The 18,853-nt window shown below is 41.4% G+C and carries 13 protein-coding genes and 2 riboswitches; of the genes, 7 read left to right on the plus strand and 6 right to left on the minus strand.

Going from position 1 to position 18,853, the window contains the following annotated elements:
- Window positions 1-82 precede the first annotated feature (82 nt).
- The gene (locus H6614_08945; protein MCB9243787.1) at window positions 83-2,473 is read right to left on the minus strand and encodes a TonB-dependent receptor; all 2,391 of its coding nucleotides are present in this window, start codon (window positions 2,471-2,473) and stop codon (window positions 83-85) included.
- Window positions 2,474-2,542: 69 nt separating this feature from the next.
- Window positions 2,543-2,668, minus strand: a riboswitch (TPP riboswitch).
- A gap of 110 nt (window positions 2,669-2,778) precedes the next feature.
- Between H6614_08945 and H6614_08950 the strand changes: the two genes are divergently transcribed.
- The 3 genes from H6614_08950 (at window position 2,779) to H6614_08960 (ending at window position 8,870) form a co-directional block, all read left to right on the plus strand.
- A complete protein-coding gene (locus H6614_08950) occupies window positions 2,779-4,356 on the plus strand; it encodes a T9SS type A sorting domain-containing protein (GenBank protein MCB9243788.1) in 1,578 nt (525 codons plus the stop codon).
- Between the two features lie 38 nt (window positions 4,357-4,394).
- A riboswitch (TPP riboswitch) is annotated at window positions 4,395-4,515 on the minus strand.
- 181 nt (window positions 4,516-4,696) lie between these two features.
- Window positions 4,697-5,776 carry an efflux RND transporter periplasmic adaptor subunit gene (locus H6614_08955; GenBank protein MCB9243789.1) on the plus strand — a complete coding sequence of 360 codons (1,080 nt, stop codon included), beginning with the start codon at window positions 4,697-4,699 and terminating at the stop codon, window positions 5,774-5,776.
- 1 nt (window position 5,777) lies between these two features.
- Window positions 5,778-8,870 (plus strand): efflux RND transporter permease subunit, encoded by a 3,093-nt coding sequence (locus H6614_08960; protein MCB9243790.1) that lies wholly within the window; start codon window positions 5,778-5,780, stop codon window positions 8,868-8,870.
- Here the strand turns inward: H6614_08960 and H6614_08965 are convergent.
- Genes H6614_08965 through hutU form a run of 3 tightly spaced genes read right to left on the minus strand, consistent with a single transcriptional unit; the run spans window position 8,867 to window position 12,522 of the window.
- Window positions 8,867-9,931 carry a UDP-N-acetylmuramate dehydrogenase gene (locus H6614_08965; GenBank protein ID MCB9243791.1) on the minus strand — a complete coding sequence of 355 codons (1,065 nt, stop codon included), beginning with the start codon at window positions 9,929-9,931 and terminating at the stop codon, window positions 8,867-8,869. The two genes, H6614_08960 and H6614_08965, sit on opposite strands and share 4 nt — an antisense overlap.
- Window positions 9,932-9,971: 40 nt before the next feature.
- Complete coding sequence (locus tag H6614_08970) at window positions 9,972-10,856, minus strand: phage tail tape measure protein (protein MCB9243792.1); 885 nt, start codon at window positions 10,854-10,856, stop codon at window positions 9,972-9,974.
- 13 nt (window positions 10,857-10,869) lie between these two features.
- Entirely contained in the window at window positions 10,870-12,522 is a 1,653-nt protein-coding gene (gene hutU, locus H6614_08975; protein ID MCB9243793.1) for a urocanate hydratase, read from the minus strand.
- A 246-nt stretch (window positions 12,523-12,768) separates the two neighbouring features.
- Between hutU and H6614_08980 the strand changes: the two genes are divergently transcribed.
- Together H6614_08980 and H6614_08985 are read left to right on the plus strand one after the other, a co-directional pair.
- Window positions 12,769-13,782: a T9SS type A sorting domain-containing protein gene (locus H6614_08980; protein ID MCB9243794.1), complete on the plus strand. Its 1,014-nt coding sequence runs from the start codon at window positions 12,769-12,771 to the stop codon at window positions 13,780-13,782.
- Between the two features lie 191 nt (window positions 13,783-13,973).
- Complete coding sequence (locus H6614_08985; protein ID MCB9243795.1) at window positions 13,974-14,186, plus strand: hypothetical protein; 213 nt, start codon at window positions 13,974-13,976, stop codon at window positions 14,184-14,186.
- A 261-nt stretch (window positions 14,187-14,447) separates the two neighbouring features.
- On the opposite strand, the gene H6614_08990 is transcribed toward H6614_08985, so the two are convergent.
- Window positions 14,448-15,434, minus strand: coding sequence for a hypothetical protein (locus tag H6614_08990; GenBank protein MCB9243796.1), 987 nt, complete (start codon window positions 15,432-15,434; stop codon window positions 14,448-14,450).
- 41 nt (window positions 15,435-15,475) lie between these two features.
- On the minus strand, window positions 15,476-15,940 hold the full coding sequence (locus H6614_08995; GenBank protein ID MCB9243797.1) for a hypothetical protein: 465 nt from the start codon (window positions 15,938-15,940) through the stop codon (window positions 15,476-15,478).
- A gap of 131 nt (window positions 15,941-16,071) precedes the next feature.
- On the opposite strand from H6614_08995, the gene icd reads away from it, so the two are divergent.
- Window positions 16,072-17,349: an NADP-dependent isocitrate dehydrogenase gene (icd, locus tag H6614_09000; GenBank protein ID MCB9243798.1), complete on the plus strand. Its 1,278-nt coding sequence runs from the start codon at window positions 16,072-16,074 to the stop codon at window positions 17,347-17,349.
- A 5-nt stretch (window positions 17,350-17,354) separates the two neighbouring features.
- Window positions 17,355-18,794, plus strand: a complete 1,440-nt coding sequence (locus H6614_09005; GenBank protein ID MCB9243799.1) for an NADP-dependent isocitrate dehydrogenase — start codon at window positions 17,355-17,357, stop codon at window positions 18,792-18,794.
- The last annotated feature ends 59 nt before the right edge of the window (window positions 18,795-18,853 follow it).

Consider the following 18,853-nt stretch of genomic DNA (forward strand, 5'->3'; position numbering starts at 1 on the left):
CTTGGTTTAGTTGGATAAATATACCTATTATAAAAAATATCTAAAAGGTAAGCAGGAGAGCAGATGAGCTCCCGTAAGCTTCTTAGAATCCTACTTTTAGATCTATGTAAAAGTTTCTTTCTGCTGCGGGGATCCAGTAGGGTGTCCCGTAGCTGTCGACGTTTCCGGAAGTTTCGTACAACACATCGAAAATATTATTTATCCTGAAATTAGCCTGGAGCTGGGAAAGAATGTTTCCAAACTTCTTACTCCCGACTAATGTTACTAAATCAACCGATACACCAGCGTTAAATACTGTGTAAGGTTCAATCACTTTATCTACATAACCGGGTTGGGTTACAGCAGATGGATTTTTTTTCTCGTTTTCGGAATTGTCAAGATACTGCTTTCCAATGTGCTGTACTGCAATATAAGCCCCTATGCCCGACGGAGCGAAATAGTCCAGCGAAAGGTTAGCAATGATGCGTGGATTCAGTAATATTTGATTATCAGAGTAATCGTTTCCGTAAATAATATTTCCTAACGAATCCGCTCCGAGTACTTCCACATACTCGGTGAAATAATTATCGGACAGATTCAGATTTCCTTCTACCTTCAACGGTCCGAGAGATCTTTCTCCGAACATTCTTTTGAACGGCTGATAGGCAAACTGGAGTTCGATACCCCTGTGGATGGATTTTCCAGCGTTTCCCACAATGGGCTGCCCGACATTATCTAGCTGTCCGTTATTTACTATCTCGTTGCTGAAGTCCATGAGATAAAAATTAAGGTCGGCTTTTAGTTCATTCATAGTCAAACCAAATCCAAGCTCATAATCATTCATTTCTTCTGGATTTATTAAAGGGTCCTCGTAGGTATTTGTAGCCGGGTCGACTATTCTGAAATTCGGAGTACTGTAAGGATTTTCCCCATCATAGATGTCCTTGAGTCTCGGTTCTCTTTTTGCGATCGAAAAATTACCAAACACTCTTAGCATATCATTAAAAGCATAATTGACACCAAAGCGGGGAGTGAAGAAGCTGTAGCTTACATCAAAATCATACGGTTTGAACCTGTCATTTTCAATCTTATATCTATGATAGACGTATTGCAATCCGACCATACCGGTCAGTTTGTCGGTTGCGCGGTAGATCTCGTTTGCATAAACCGAGTATGTGTTTTTCCCGCCATTGTAAAAGTAATAAAGATAGTCATCCGGTGTCCCGGGTGGAAGTACGTCACCGAATGTTACTTCCCCGTAGTGTTCGGATTTATGATAGCGTATCTCACCTCCGAATACCAGATCGCCTTTGCCTTTTAAATGTGTAAGTTTCATTTTAGGAAACCACCCATATGTATCGTTATTCACCCAGAGATTAGTAACCATGTTGCTCCTCACGATCTCATACCCCTGTCCCGGCTGAAAGTATAACGTACCGTCGGGGTTTCGTCTATAATAATCAGGATTATATGTATTACTGTCGGTTGTAAAGAATGTCTGAAGCCTGAAATAATCGAAATCATAGCCGTAATATGTCGGAAAGTTTGTAATGAAGTATCCGTTTCCTTTTATATAACTGAGCGTGTTGGAAATGAACAGATTTTTGTTCGGTTGAATATTAAAAACTGCTTCGTAATGGGGCTGATTATAGTTATCGGTTTCGTTTGGGAAATCGAGGAAATTGTACCTCCTATCGACACGTTGATCTCCGGTTACTTCACCGTCGAGGTATTCCTTAGTCACACCAAGATATGCCAGGTGGTTTTGTATAGGTCCACCATATGTTGTGAGTTTGAGTACGGCTTTGCTCCCGAACATTTTTTCTCCGCTGAGGAAATATGACCAGTGGTCAGACCAGGAAAGGTCACGGTAGCCGTCTGTATTTATCTTCGTAAATTTCCCATACAACCCATACTCCTCATTGATTGGCCCGGAGGAAAATTCCAGCGAGTACCTTTTTGAGTTATAATCACCATAACCACCTGTGGTTTTAAGGAAGCGGTTTTTGAACGGATTAATTGTTTCGATGCTTACTACTCCGCCAATAGATGATGAGCCGTAAAGCGCTGTTCCGATCCCTCTTTGTATCTGTATGTCCTGCACGGAAGCGGTAAGATCTGAAACATCAACCCAGTAAACCTGGTGATCTTCGGGATCATTTTGCGGAATACCGTCGATGAGGATAGAGATCCTTCGCTGGTCAAAACCACGGATAGTAAAATAGGAATAGCCAACCGATGCGCCGGATTCAGAATACGCATTGATGCTTGTGTTACCATTGAGGAACATCGGAAGATCTTCCATCCAGTAAAAGTCATCGATCTTTTTTCTATCGATGTTTTCCAGCGTGATTGGTGTGGTGCCTTTCACTCCTTTTAAAGCATCCACCTCAATTGTCTGAATGGAATATGTTGAATCGGCAACATTTTCATCCTGTGCAAAAGAAAAGTTTACACATAAGATTAAAAGAGCAAATGGTAAAAGTAATTTCATAATTGAAATTTCTCCTTTAAAACGAAAACGCTTAACCCTTCTCCGAACCTGACAAAAGAGAGAAGAATCAAGCGTTTAAAAATTAATTGCCTACGCCGGTATTATCCGGATCAGGTTCTGTCCCTGTGTGTTATTCGGGACACCGGGTATGATCTCAGCCTTTCCTATTCAGGAAAAGCACCCCGGTAATTTGTTGTTCTTTTAAGAACTAATCCAAATTAACAATTCCTTAATCAACTTGAAACCTACAATTAAAGTATATTTTTGGTTAGCACAGGCAACCTGTTTAAAGTATTTTTGTATATATGAAAGCAAAATTATTTATTCTCTTCTTCACAACGATCGTAATCCTTTCCGGTAAAGCTAAAGGTCAGATTAATCCGGAGTGGGTTTCTACATTTCCAGATTCCTCAGTCAACTTATTCTATACAGCAGGTATTGTAAAGGATAACTCCGGAAATGTTTACATTGCGTCAGGACAGGGTCAGGAAGGAAGTTTCCTTGTAAAATATAATTCTTCCGGGGTCGAGCAATGGACGCGGAATATTATGCTTGGGATTTTTGATCTTCCTAGAGGGATTGTCATGGATTCATTTGGAAATATCTATGTCGGAGGAATTAGAGAAAATAATACCGGTACATATGATTATACCTTAATGAAATTTAGTCCATCAGGCGATTCATTATGGGCAAGAATTTATAATGGACTGAATAATTTTGCTATGGATGAGGTGGAAGCGATGACCATCGATGATAGTAATTTTGTATATCTCACCGGCTATAGTCACGGCGCAACACCGACGGGTGATATTGTTACTATAAAGTATGCCCCAAATGGTGATTCGGTCTGGGTAGCGAGATTTAATTCAGGAGGATTTGACAGGGGACTGGACGTGTGTGCGGATAACTCCGGAAATGTATTTGTAACTGGTTTCTCTCAATTTGGGGCATCCGCGATGACGGTGTTATTAAAATATAACTCATCGGGTGTATTACAATGGTCAAAAAACCCTCAAATTCCAATAGACCAAAGTGATAAAATACTTACAGCGGATAATTCCGGAAATTTCTATCTTGGAGGTTATAAGTTTTTTGCTTCGAATGACTTCTATTTAGTTAAATATAATACTAACGGGGATACTTTGTGGTCACGAAGCCGCGATTTTTCCGGAAATGACAAAATAACGGCGGTTACTCTTGATAACCAGCAGAATGTTATTGCAACAGGGGAAACATATTTAGCTGGGACGCATACGGGTACTGTTAAATATACATCTGACGGAACCTTTCTATGGAGCAAGTATTTGCAAATGGAAGGATCCAATAATACCGCTATACCCGGTGACATAAAGTGTGATGTAAACGGTAATGTATACGTCGGAGGTGCGGGGGGTTCTTTCTACGTTGTTAAATATTCTCCCGACGGTATAGGTATGGGACTGGGTCTATTTTCGAATGGTATATCAGGTAATAATGAGGTTAGCGGTATAGTACCGGGTACGAATGACGTATATATTGGAGGAAGAATGAGATTACAGCCTACAGGTAGTGCATATACGTCGATAGCGATGAAGTTTAATGACATACCAACATCGATTCTAAGCAATGCACAAGTTCCAAACGGATTCAAATTAGATCAGAACTATCCAAATCCGTTTAACCCATCAACAAATATTTCATTTGAATTACCTGCGAAGCAAATTATAACTCTTTCTGTTTATAACTCGCTAGGGCACGAAGTCGTACAGCTGATAAATGGTGAACTTACGGAAGGCAAACATGTATACCGGTTTGACGGAGCAGGACTTTCCAGCGGAGTTTATTTTTACCGGCTCAAGACATCTTCTTTTTCCGAGACACGCCGTATGATCCTTATCAAATAAAAAACGCTTAACCCTTCTTATTTTTCCGAAAAAAGGATTAAGCGTTCAAAATTATTCCCTACGCCGGAATTACCCGGATCAGGTTCCTGTCCCGATGGTGGGCACTGGGTATATTCTCAGCCGCTCCTGTTTATGGGAACAGCACCCCAATATTTTGCCGAAAGAACTTATCTTAAATTAAAAACTATTTCTCTTTTTGTCAAGAAAACTTTCTTTAGTTTAAGGGAACATTATTAGGCAATAGTGATGTTTCGCCTTTATATCCCTGTTTTTTGTGCTTTCTCAATTAAATATTTTCCCCATATTAAAAAATTCCGCTTATAAAACTGGGCTACTCCTTTTGAAAAAACCTGTCAAATACATTTCACTTTTTCTCATAATTGTAGTAATTATTGCAGCTATCATTATTGTTCCGAAGCTGACGTCTACGCAAGATAAACCCGGTGAAAACACGGGTAACAAACGAAGTCAAACCGTTCTAGCCGATGCATATGTCCTGAAAAACACCACTCTCGAGAACAATATCAAGACAGTCGGTACAATACTTGCTAATGAAGAGGTGGAAATACGAAGTGAAGTATCTAAAAAAATATCCGGTATACATTTCAAGGAAGGTACATATGTGGGTAGAGGTAGGACGTTATTCACATTGGATAACGCCGATCTTTATGCAAGATTGAGAAAGCTGGAAATCCAGGAAGATCTCCTTGAGAAAAAACTCGCTCGAAATGAACAGCTGAAAGAAAAAGGACTACTTGCTGAGGAAGATTATGACATATCCGAGACAGAACTCGAACAGGTGCGAGCAGATATTGACATCCTTTTAATAGACATATCCAAGACTAGTATTAGAGCTCCCATATCTGGTATTGTCGGTTTGCGTGAAGTAAGTCGGGGTAGTTATGTATCCCCGTCCGTTCCCTTGACAACTATACAGGATGTAAGTAAGATAAAGATAGATTTCTCTATTCCTGAGAGATATATCTCTGCATTTAAGGTGGGACAGAAGATCAAGTTCAAAGTAGACGGGATGAACGATGATTTCGAAGGGGAAGTCTATGCTTTCGAGCCAAAGGTCGAGGGAAACACGCGCTCACTTATATTAAGAGCGGTTAGTTCAAATGCCGGGCGAAAACTCCTTCCAGGTACCTTTGCAAATGTAACTCTTAACTTAGACAATATTACAAATGCAATGATGGTGCCTACAGAAGCGGTCATCCCAATCCTTAAGGGACACCAGGTATATATAGTAAAAGACGGTAAAGCGCAACCCATTGATGTAGAGATTGGAACACGGCTGAGTGACAGAGTGCAGATACTTTCCGGTTTAAATCCCGGGGACACTGTGATCATTACGAACATTCTCCGCTTAAAGCCCGGTGCCGATGTTAAAATAGAAAAAACAATAAATCTCGATTAAAGTGAGTTTATCCGAAACCTCAATAAAGAGACCGGTATTATCGATTGTAATGTCGCTTATACTTATCATTTTTGGGATTGTGGCGTTTAGCAATCTTGAGGTCAGGGAATATCCCAGTGTCGATGCTCCTGTTATCTCTGTTACCACCAATTATCCCGGTGCAAATTCCGATGTGATAGAAACACAGATAACCGAACCATTAGAAGAGTCACTCAATGGAATCGAAGGTATTAAGTCGATCACTTCCGAAAGTCGTGAACAGTCCAGCCGTATAACCATCGAATTTGAACTTGATCGGGATCTCGAAGCTGCGGCGAATGATGTCCGAGACAGAGTATCCCGCGCGCAAAGAAACCTTCCCCCGGACGTTGAAAATCCGTTGGTGAGAAAATCTGATGCTGATGCTGTACCCATTATATTTATGTTTGTGCAGAGCGATACGAAGAATATAATGGAGGTCAGCGAGTACGCCAATAATGTTATTAAAGAAAGGCTTCAAACAATTACAGGCGTTAGCGCCGTAAATGTATTTGGTGAGAAGAAGTACTCCATGCAAATGCGCCTTAATCCACAGAGACTTTCTGCCCTCGGACTAACTGCTATAGACGTTCAGAATGCCCTCCAAAGAGAGAATGTTGAACTCCCATCAGGGAGGATCGAAGGAGACAATACGGAGCTCCCTATTACGACTCTGGGTAGATTGACTACAGTGGAGGATTTTAATAATCTCACAATAAAGGAAGTTGATGGTAAGGTGGTGAGATTTAAGGATATTGGTTACGCGGTTCTTTCTCCGGAGAATGAACGAACCGGTATTAAAAAAGGCGGTCTCCCGGGAATAGGGCTTTCGCTTCAATCTATGCCCGGTGCTAACCTGATAGAGATATCGGATGAGTTTTGGAAAAGGTATCATGAGATCGAAAAAAATCTTCCCCCTGAATATACTATTGATGTGGGCTTCGATTTCTCGGAATATGTAAGAGGAACTGTTAAGGAAGTTGAAACAACAATTTTCATTGCATTTGGATTAGTAGTAATGATAATCTTCCTTTTCTTACGTGATTGGAGATCTACATTAATCCCGATAGTAGCTATCCCAATCTCCATAATCGCAACTTTCTTTGTTATGTATGCGGCAGGATTTTCCATTAATGTGCTTACATTGATGGGTATCATTCTTGCAATTGGACTTGTGGTAGACGATGCTATAGTCGTTCTTGAGAACATATATTCTAAAATAGAGGAAGGCTACAGCCCCGTCGAGGCGGCATTCAAAGGATCAAAAGAAATCTACTTTGCTGTTATCGCGACCACACTTGCTCTTGCAGCGGTCTTCCTTCCCATACTCTTTCTAGAGGGGCTGGTTGGAAGGCTGTTTAGAGAGTTCGGTGTAACGATAGGAGCCGCTGTTATTATCTCTTCTTTTGTAGCGTTGAGTCTAACCCCGATGCTCTGTTCGAGATTGCTTAGGAAACATGACAAGGAGAATTGGTTTTATAATAAGACCGAACCGTTTTATGTTTGGTTGAATAACATCTATTCAAAAAGCCTCGAAGCATTTATGAAAGTGAGGTGGATGGCCTTTGTTATTATTGTTGGGGTAGGATTAGTCGTTTACTTTGTAAGGGGTTCCCTGCAGAGTGAGCTGGCACCTCTCGAAGACAGGTCGAATGTGCGTGTTAATATCCGTGCTCCTGAAGGTACTACATATGAATACACGGAGAGGTATATGGAAGACCTAAACCAGATGATAATGGATTCTGTGCCTGAAGTACCCGCGCCTATAGAGATAATTGCACCTAGCTTTTCGAGCGTAGGTGCTACAAATACGGGTATTATAAATCTCTATCTTATACCACCGGATGAACGTAAGCGCACACAGGATCAGATATATAAAATGCTCAATAAAAATTTCGGTAGTGTTACGGGGATAAGAGCTTTTGCAATACAGCCTCCAACTATCGGTTCAAGATTTGCAAGACAGCCAATACAATATGTTATACAGGCACCGACCTATGAGAAGCTGATAGAAGTTCTTCCGAAATTTATGGAGGAAGCGGACAATAGTAAGGTTGTGCAAAATGTCGATACCGATCTGCGTATTAATAAGCCGGAAATTAAAGTCGAGATCAATAGAGATAAAGCATCTGTATTGGGTGTCTCGGTTCAGGATATATCGAAAACTCTTCAGGCAGCCCTTGGTGGTCAGAGATACGGCTACTTTATTAAAGATGGTAAACAATATCAGGTGATAGGGCAGGTTGATAGAGAAAACAGAGATGAGCCTTATGACCTGCAATGCCTTTATGTAAGGAACAAAAATGGGCAGCTTGTGCAGATGGATAATCTTATAACATTGACCGAGTCAATCTCACCTGCTGAAAGGAATAGATACAACAGGTTTGTATCCGCAACCGTCTCAGCTAACCTCGCTCCGGGATTTGCAATCGGAGATGGAATTGCTGAGATGGACAGAATAGCCGCTAAAGTTTTGGATCCGACTTTTAGTACTGCGCTTAACGGTGAATCAAAAGATTACGCAGAAAGCTCCTCATCGCTCATGTTCACTTTTATCTTTGCGCTTGTAATTATATTTCTGGTTCTGGCGGCACAATTTGAAAGCTTCGTTGATCCATTCATAATCCTGCTTACCGTACCCCTTGCGCTTACAGGTGCTGTGCTTTCGTTATGGATATTTGGGCAGACACTGAATGTGTTCTCACAGATAGGAATAATAATGCTTATCGGTCTTGTTACTAAGAACGCGATCCTCATTGTTGAATTTGCAAATCAGCGAAAGGAATTGGGACTACATAAACTTGAGGCTGTTATAGGGGCGGCTGAAGCGAGATTCAGGCCTATTCTCATGACAACATTATCTACAGTTCTCGGAATACTTCCTATAGCGGTTGGTGCTGGAGCAGGAAGCCGTGTTTCTCTGGGTATTGCCGTTGTTGGAGGTCTGATTTTTGCTACATTCCTGACGCTCTTCGTCGTCCCTGCGGTTTATTCGTATTTCTCACGGGAAAGAGTAAGAAAACCTGTAGATGATTACCTTCTTGGTGAGGATCAGCTTGCTAAAATACCGGATTAACTTACGATTACCGGTTCGATTTCCAACTCAACTGAGAATTTCCTTTTCACCTTCTCTTTTATCCAGTTTGCAAGGCTTAACAATGCTTCTGTAGTTCCTTCACCGTAATTGACGAGAGCGAGCGTGTGTTTTTCTGAGATTCCAACGCCTCTTCTCTGGTAGCCCTTTTCTAGACCGGCATTTTCTATTAACCACGCAGCAGAGAGTTTTGTACCTTTAGGATCATCAAACATCGGAAACTTGATATGCATTCTTTTGCAGATCTTTTTGAAGTGCCGAAATTCTTCCTCATCGAGTATCGGGTTTGTAAAAAAAGAACCGCAGGAAACCGAGTTGGGATCCTTCGGGTCTATTAACATGGATTTCTTACGCCTTATTTCGAGAACTGCGTTTCTAACTATGGTTAGCTTTTCCCTCCCCGGGAGCAGGGTCTCCATGTCGAGGAAATGGTTTAAATATCTGTTTAGCTCGGCATATCTTATATGAGGAATACAGTTCTTTTTCAGCCGGAAAGTAACCTCAGTGATTATATACTTATCCTTATCTGCTGATTTGAAACGGCTGTCCCTATATCCAAAATTACATTCAGCATTTGAAAATTCAACTATTTCATATGTTTCTCTATCAATGGCTTTTAAGGACACAATGGAATCTTTTACTTCCTGTCCGTATGCTCCTACATTCTGTATAGGTGTTGAGCCGACACTACCTGGAATTCCGGAGAGACATTCAATATAACCGAGTCCTTTATCAACGCATTGAGCTACAAAATTATCCCAGTCTTCACCTGCTTTGCAGACGACTATTTCATCCTGGAAATCAATTCCTTTATTGTCAACTTTTAAAATAAGCCCGCTGTAGCCGGAGTCCGGAAATACAACATTACTACCCCCGCTGATAACAAATACGTCCAATGAGTTTTCTTTTGCGTATTTTAATGCAGAAATTATATCATCTTCATTCCTGCATGAAACAAAGTACCGTGCCTTACCCCCGAGCTTTATCGTGGTTAAAGATGATAATGAAAGATTTTCTTCGATGGCTAATTTTCCTTTCGTCATTTTGTGCGCCTGAAGTAATTTGGGAGCCTCAGGACTTTGTTTACTTTACTCCATATGATGATTTGAGCTTATCCCGTTCAGATACCATACTTTCTTTTAATTTGTCACTGTCGGAGATTTCCAATTTAGTTTCGTCTGATACCTGATCGACACTTTCAATGTTCAGGGATATTATCTTCTGAACAAGGTCTATTCTGCTTTTCATCAGTTGGTCAGTGAGTGAGCGAAAATCAAGTACCTGTTGATCCTGATTATCTGCTTCGTAGCTTATGTCTAACATCTGCTGACGAATGTCATTAAGGTTGCGGAGATTCTTTTTCATTGTTGACGAGCTTTCTAGCTTTGAAAGCTGGTATTCGCTTTCGAATTTATCGATAAGTCTTGTCAGTTCTGAAAAATATTTTTTAGCCGCTTCGGTATCTTTAATTTTTTGTTCTGTTTCTTTTTGTGCATCTTCTATGAGTTTTTTCTGGTCTTCAGCTAGTTGATCTTCAAGGACCTTTTGCTTTTCAAATGTGTCGATTTTTTCCAGCATAAATTTCACTTCGTTTGCATACTCATCGTTGACAGCCACCTGTTTAAGGAAGGGCTTTGCTTCGTCGAGTTTGTTTTCGTTAAAAAATTGCATCCCCGTGATATAATTTATCTTTGACTGAGCGAAGTTATAATCTTTATCGGCAGGTGGTACTTTTTGAAATTCGATTAACGCGGCTTCGTACTGCTTCTCACGAAGGTATATTACACCTTGTTCATATGGTGATGTATTAAAAAACAATAGGTAGGTCATTACCCCAATTACACCTATGAGTAATGTTATTACTATAATGAATCCCCATTTCGCGCCTCCGCCCTTTCGCTTAGGAGGCTCGAAAGACAGGTCTTCCTCGAGATCCAGGTCGAGACCTTTAAATTTATCGTCTGTCATTTCTTTATTACTTCTACTTATCTATCATTGGCATCTTAATGCCAAACTTTTTTTGATTTGCCAATGCTTCTTCATAGCCTGCATCGGCATGCCTTACTATGCCCATTCCCGGGTCATAAGTCAGACACCTCTCTAACCTTACTTCCGCTTCATCTGTTCCGTCGGCTACTATAACCATGCCGGAGTGTATGGAATTTCCTATACCTACACCGCCGCCGTGATGAAGCGATACCCATGTGGCTCCTCCAACACAGTGAAGTCCAAAATTTAACACAGGCCAGTCAGCAATTGCATCCGAGCCGTCTTTCATCTTTTCTGTCTCTCGGTTAGGTGACGCCACGCTTCCGCAGTCCAGGTGATCACGACCTATTACAATAGGTGCGGAAACTTTACCTGTTCTTACCAGGTCATTGAATACCTTTCCCGCTTTTGCCCGCGCGCCATATCCCAGCCAGCAGATCCTAGATGGTAGTCCCTGGAAGTGTACCTTTTCCTTCGCTGCTTTCAGCCAGCGGTGGAGAGGTTCGTCATCCGGAAATGCTTCCATTATAGCTTCATCAGTTGTATAAATATCTTCCGGGTCACCTGACAATGCGACCCATCGGAAAGGTCCTTTACCTTCGCAAAAGAGCGGGCGGATGTATTCCGGAACAAATCCCGGTATTTCAAATGCTGATTTAAAACAGTTATTATAAGCCTCACCGCGGAGGTTATTTCCGTAATCGAATACAATTGATCCTTTCTGCATAAATTCCCACATCGTTTTGCAATGCACAACTGCAGTTTTTCTTGCCAGTTCCTGATACTTTTGGGGATCAGATTTTCTTAGTTCAAGTGCCTCGGCAAGTGACATTCCCATTGGTACATAACCATTGAGCATATCGTGAGCGGAGGTCTGGTCAGTTACCACATCCGGTATGATTCCCATCTCCAGTATCTTTGGGAGAACTTCACCGGCATTACCTACCAGTCCTACCGATTTTGCTATCCCTTTTTCTTTTGCTTCTAAAACTATCTTAAGTGCTTCCTCGAGATTATTTGCTATCACATCGCAGTATCCTGTATTGATCCTTTTTTGAATACGCTCTCTGTCAACGTCAACACCAAGGAATGCCGCACCATTTAGAGTTGCCGCAAGAGGCTGAGCGCCTCCCATGCCCCCGAGCCCGCAAGTAAGTACGAACCTGCCGGAGAGTGTTCCACCGAAATGTTTCGTAGCGCATGCCCCGAATGTTTCATACGTCCCTTGTAATATTCCTTGTGTGCCTATGTATATCCAGCTCCCTGCTGTCATCTGTCCGTACATTGTCAGACCCAGTCCCTCCAGTCTCCTGAATTCATCCCAGTTAGCCCATGCTGGTACTATCTGTGAATTCGATATTATTACACGTGGAGCGTTTTCATGTGTTTTGAATACCGCTACTGGTTTTCCGGATTGCACGAGAAGCGTCTCGTCCGCTTCCAGTGTCTTAAGGGTTTCGACTATCTTGTCATAGCATTCCCAGTTTCTGGCGGCTTTTCCGCTTCCCCCATAAATAATCAACTCAGCCGGATTTTCGGCTACGTCAGGATTGAGGTTATTCATCAGCATTCGCATAGGGGCTTCGGTGAGCCAGCTTTTGCAGGTGATCTCCGAGCCGGTTGGAGCTTTAACAGTGTGGGTCATAATCTGCTTAAATTATTCAAATAGAGGATAAAAATAAGGAAAATGACTGTATATTGAAATGAAATAAAATAAAAAGTATATGTACGTATTAAAAACTATCACAAAATGAAAGGTCTATCATTTATGGGACAGCCTATAGCTGAATCCCAAATAACCATTTGGATTTATGGTACATCGTCAAGATTATTGATTATATAAGATTAGAGGATTAATTTCTTTTTACTCTTCAAAGTAAAAATTAATAATATGAAAAAGATATTTATACCAATTTTTTTATTGATAACAGTGTCTCTTTCAGCACAGACATATTTAGAACCTGAAATATTGTATTACAAGTTCAGTAATAACGGTCCGTCCAATACTCCAAACTATGCGATACCGGGCGCCGGTACGAATCCTGCAAGTGTTTTAGGGCACTTGATTGGACCCGGTGGGGAATTCGACAGTGCATTGGTTGGTACAGGAGGAAATGGAGCAACCAATTACCTAAACACCGGTTGGGTTATGGATTTGGGACAAAGTAGCTGGACAATTTCTTTCTGGATTAGCAATTATCCTGCTTCAACTTTCGCATATATTATGGGAAACGATATTTCAACTAGCTTTAGATGCTTCAGCGCTGGTGCAGTAGGGTCAGGTAATATAACATTGCGCGGGTTAAACCAGACTGTTCTTAGAAATATTGACATAACTGGTGTTTTACCAGGTCCAAGTGTAATCCATATCGTATATGATTCTGCAACTTCAGTAGTTACGACATACGTTAATGGTGTCTATCAAGATACTACAGTTCAACCTCAATTAAATTTAACTTCTGCTGTTGCATTTAAAGTGGGGGGATATAATTCATCAGTAAATAACAGCCTTCCCTCCGGCGCATTGATGGATGAGTTCCGCTTTTACCGCAGGGCACTCGATTCTACCGAAATCAAGGATACCTGGAACCAGACACTGCCGTACACAGTGACATCCGTACACCAGCAGTCCGGTATCGCGGATGATTACAGGCTTATGCAGAACTATCCGAACCCGTTCAACCCGGAAACGCGTATAGATTTCAGCATTCTCAGGAGCGGTTATGTTAATTTAAAAGTATATAATTCACTTGGGCAGGAGGTCAGCACGCTGGTGAATAAAGAATTATCTGCGGGAAATTTTTCAGTTAATTTTAACGGAGCTGGTTATAGTACCGGGGTTTATTATTACACTTTGATCACTGACGGATTCACTGAAACAAAAAAGATGTTATTCGTAAAATAAAAGTTAAAATTCTCCCGGCTTTGTAAGCTGTTTTAATTTCATTAACGGGTTTACTACCGGGAGAAAAAATTTTGTAAACTTATTTTAAATCAATGTCCGAAGAAAAACACACCACCTACATTTATGTCCTGAATCTAACAGAGGAGCGACTACGCAGTCCTGAAGGTTGGACTGATGCCGAAAGGGAAGCTGTGAGCGTTCATTTCAAGCATCTTACTGATCTGTATGAAAAAGGGACTGTTAAATATGTTGGCAGGACTATTGATGATAGGAGCTCGTTCGGGATCGTGGTCTTTGATGCGGATAGCGAGGATGAGGCAAGAGCAATCATGGAAAGCGATCCTGCGATCACACGCGGTGTTATGACTGCAACACTTTATCCGTTCAATGCAGTTTATACATAAAAAACCGGATCACCTGGTCGTAAATTCGAAATTCTAACAAAGGGGAAAAATGATTAGCTCTTCTAAAAAAGACCCGGTACCCGGTTTTACTCTAAAAGGGGTGAGTGCTATAAAGAACCCTAAAAACTATAGAGATTCGTGAAATTGGACGTTTAGCTTTTGGCAGGGCTAAGGGTGTTTAATATTGTCGTCCTTTTCACTTAAGACAAAATTACATATTTATTGTATTAATGTCAAGCCTTTTCTTTATTGGGTTTGGCGTCATTCCGGTTTATAAAAATCCTCTCCTCTATATGGCTTACCATTCTTATATAATTCATTCTTTATAAGATTTCCGGACTCATCATAATAGCTCCATAAACCCGATTCGACGTACTGTTTGTCTTCACCGGGGGTATAATTTCTTTTTATCGGAACGTTTCCATAATCTATCCCTGCTATTGTTTTGCCTTCGGCTTTAATGTTTCCATTCTCGTAATATTCCTTAACATGTTTTAGCAGTCCTCCTGAATATATTTTCTCACGGCTTAGTTTTCCGTTCCGGTGATATTCTTTCCAGACTCCCTCTGCTGAAGGAATGTATTCTATTGCATAGTACATATTATCAGAGAAAAGATCTGCCATTAGTACTTCGGGTTGTTGGTATCTGGTCTTATCGGAATAGAATTCGACTGAGTCTTCGGGGATTATTTCTTTGTATGATTCTATACGCATGAGCGAGCCGTCGAAATTGTAATATTCCCATTCACCCACAGGTATACCATACATATACTGTCCTCTCAAAAGTATCAATCCGTCAGCACCATATGAGAAAAAGTCACCGTGGTACTTATCATCTTTGAAATTGAATGTCTGTGAGAGATTGGCGGGTGTATTATAATAATTTTGAGCACCGTTGCGTTTCCCATCCTTGTATTCCACCTCTAGGAAGACATATGATGTGGTGTCAGTCCAATCGATCGAATAGAGTTTCCACATACCTTTAGCAAGTCCATTGCGGTATTCGCCGGTAACGCTGGGTTTATCTGGCATGTTTTGAAGGAAAGCGATCCACTTACCATCAGGAAGACTAAATACATTTATATAATTTGGATATAAATAGTCGAGGCTTGTCTTGTACGGGTCAAAATCATTTGGGAGAACGAAATATTCTTCACCTTCGAATGTGACTATATCAAAATCCTGCGAATATGATTCGACCGTCATGATTATAAATACAAAAAGAAAAGCAGTGATTAATTTTTTCATAATAAAGCTTTTCTTCTTATACCCTGATCAATGAGATAGGTTCACTTTTTCTTTTTAATCTTCCCCGCTCCTATATCTGCTCCCATAAAGTTTTCTGCGATTATAGGACTTCCGGCGACTCGTCTCAGCATTGCAAGCTGACCTATATGTGTCATTGTATCGGCAAGTGGTCCCTGCAGTAATCTGCGTGCAAGTTCAGGATCGATATTGTCCTGGTGTTCTACTACTGCGTTATCAAGTTCATTTACTGAAAAAAACAGCCTGTTCACCTCGTCCTCCCAGCCTAAAGGCTCAACTACTATACTATTAAGGTCCCGATTTAATACCCTGGCTTTAGTACGTATAATTAGCTCATTTATATGGTGCATGATCTCCTTGGGCGTACGAACCCCGTCCCTGAGCTGGAGATCGGGGAAATTCTCAGGAGCTTTTTCCAGAGCTTTTTCAGCCCTGTACGATATTGTAGAAAGGAAATGCCGGATCAATTCGAGTTCTTTTGGATCCATAAAATTATGTTTAATTAAATTCTATTCGCTCTATTATATAATATAATAAAATTATAATAGTAACCCTAATTAGATTTAAAAAGAGGGGTATATTTAGTAAATTATAGTTTTTCAAAATTAAGGTTACAACAATGGACGGAGAAAAAATTACCGTAGGGGAACACGGGAAGCTTAACGTACCCGATTTTCCGATAATACCTTTTATAGAAGGAGACGGCACTGGCGTTGATATATGGGCTGCATCACATAGGGTTTTTGATGCTGCTGTAGAGAAAGCATATAACGGAAGTAAAAAAATAATGTGGAAGGAAGTTCTCGCCGGTGAAAAGGCGTTCAATGAAACAGGGAACTGGCTCCCCGACGAAACACTCGATGCATTTAAAGAATACATAGTAGGCATCAAAGGTCCGCTTACAACACCGGTTGGCGGCGGATTCAGATCGCTTAATGTTGCGCTGAGACAGATACTGGATCTGTATGTATGTCTGAGACCTGTAAGATGGTTCAAAGGTGTACCGACACCTGTTGCACATCCGGAAAAAGTTGACATGCATATCTTTAGGGAAAACACTGAAGACATTTACGCAGGGATAGAGTATATGTATGGAACGGAAGAGGTGGACAGACTGAAAAAATTTCTTATTGATGAACTGAAAGTAACAAAGATACGATTCCCGGAAACGACATCACTTGGTATAAAGCCGATATCGAAGGAAGGAACCGAACGCCTTGTAAGGGCGGCAATCGAATACGCAGTCAATAAAAAGCTCCCGTCAGTTACTCTTGTTCACAAAGGTAATATAATGAAGTTTACCGAGGGTGCGTTTAAGAATTGGGGTTATGAGCTGGCTGAGAAAGAATTTGGCGATCAGACTTGGACATGGGCGCAGTACGACAGGATAGCAGAGGAAAAAGGAAAAGACGAAGCGAACAGGTTGCAGGATGAGGCGGTGAAAGCCGGAAAGGTGATAATCAAAGACGTTATTGCAGATGCATTCCTTCAACAGATCCTTCTAAGACCTGCCGAATACTCGGTAATTGCCACAATGAACCTTAATGGCGATTATATTTCCGATGCACTTGCCGCTATGGTTGGCGGTATCGGTATTGCACCGGGTGCGAATATAAACTTTGAAAACGGTTACGCAATATTCGAAGCTACTCACGGAACAGCTCCAAAGTATGCCGGTCTGGATAAAGTAAACCCGGGTTCAGTGATATTATCCGGCGCGATGATGTTCGATTACCTCGGATGGACCGAAGTATCGAAACTGATATATGAGAACATTGAAAAGACTATACAAAGCAAGAAAGTCACTTACGACTTTGAGAGATTGATGGACGGCGCTACATTGCTCAAATGTTCGGAATTTGGCGATGAAATAATTAAAAATATTAAAGAGAGCTAATTTTAATGAGTAAGACACCGATAACAGTTGCTTATGGCGACGGAATTGGTCCGGAGATAATGACAGCAGCCCTGCGCATATTGGATGCCGCGGGAGCACAGCTTGACATCGAGACTATAGACATCGGAGAGAAGGTTTACCTTGCCGGTAATACAAGCGGCATTTCGCAGGAATCATGGGATTCCCTGATGCGGACAAAAATTTTTCTTAAAGCACCTATCACCACACCACGTGGCGGGGGCTACAAAAGTCTTAATGTCACTGCGCGAAAAACCCTGGGTTTATATGCTAATGTCAGACCGTGTGTATCTTATAATCCCTTTATCGCTTCCAAGCATCCCGAAATGGATGTAGTCGTGATACGGGAAAATGAGGAAGATCTTTACGCAGGTATCGAGTATAGGCAGACAAACGACGTTTACGCCTGCCTTAAACTCATCTCACGCCCCGGTTCGGAAAAAATATGCCGGTATGCTTTCGAGTACGCGCGCAATAACAACAGGAAGAAAGTGACGTGCTTCATCAAAGATAACATAATGAAGCTGACGGACGGATTATTCCACACAGTATTTAATGAAGTTGCTAGCGAGTATCCGGAAATAGAGAGCGATTCTTTGATTGTCGATATCGGTTCAGCATTCCTTGCGGAGAGACCGGGCACGCTCGACGTTATTGTAACAGAGAATCTTTACGGTGACATTATTTCTGATATCGCGGCCCAGATAACCGGTTCGGTCGGTCTTGCCGGCTCTGCAAATATTGGTGACGATTATGCAATGTTCGAAGCTATACATGGTTCCGCTCCAAACATCGCAGGAAAGAATATAGCTAACCCGTCCGGGTTACTTATGGGTGCTGTGATGATGCTCGTCCACATTGGACAATACGACGTTGCGGAAAAAGTTCATAACGCATGGCTTACCACCATCGAGGACGGTATACTTACTGCTGATCTTTATAACGAAGACCTTAACCAGAAGAAAGTCGGGACAACTCAATTCACGGATGCTGTTATAGAACGTCTCGGACAAAAGCCAAGAGTATTAAAACCGGTTTCGTATTCCCATACAGGCGATCAGAAGATTAAGCGCCAGGAAGTAACCGTTCATGAAAAAGAAAAAAAGGAGCTGGTAGGTGTCGATGTCTATCTTGACTGGACTGGTGCGCCGGAAGCTCTGGGAAGCAAACTGAGCGAATTCTCTGATGAAACGATGAAGCTAACCGGGATCAGTAACCGCGGTATTAAAGTTTGGCCCGAAGGCATGCCCAATATATTCTGCGCCGATCAATGGAGATGTCGCTTCGAATCCGAGAAGATACTCTCCCATAATGACATTCTCGACCTCTTGAAAAGACTGGATGATGCCGGATACGACTTCGTGAAGACCGAGCATCTATATAAATTCAACGGTGTTGAAGGTTATAGCCGTTCCCAGGGACAGTAAGCAAACATAAAAACTACAATTTCTTAAAGCCCTCATTGAGAGTTTTTTATTCCTTCCCT

Source organism: Ignavibacteriales bacterium (assembly GCA_020635255.1).
Lineage (GTDB): Bacteria > Bacteroidota > Ignavibacteria > Tepidaquicellales > Tepidaquicellaceae > JAEYVS01.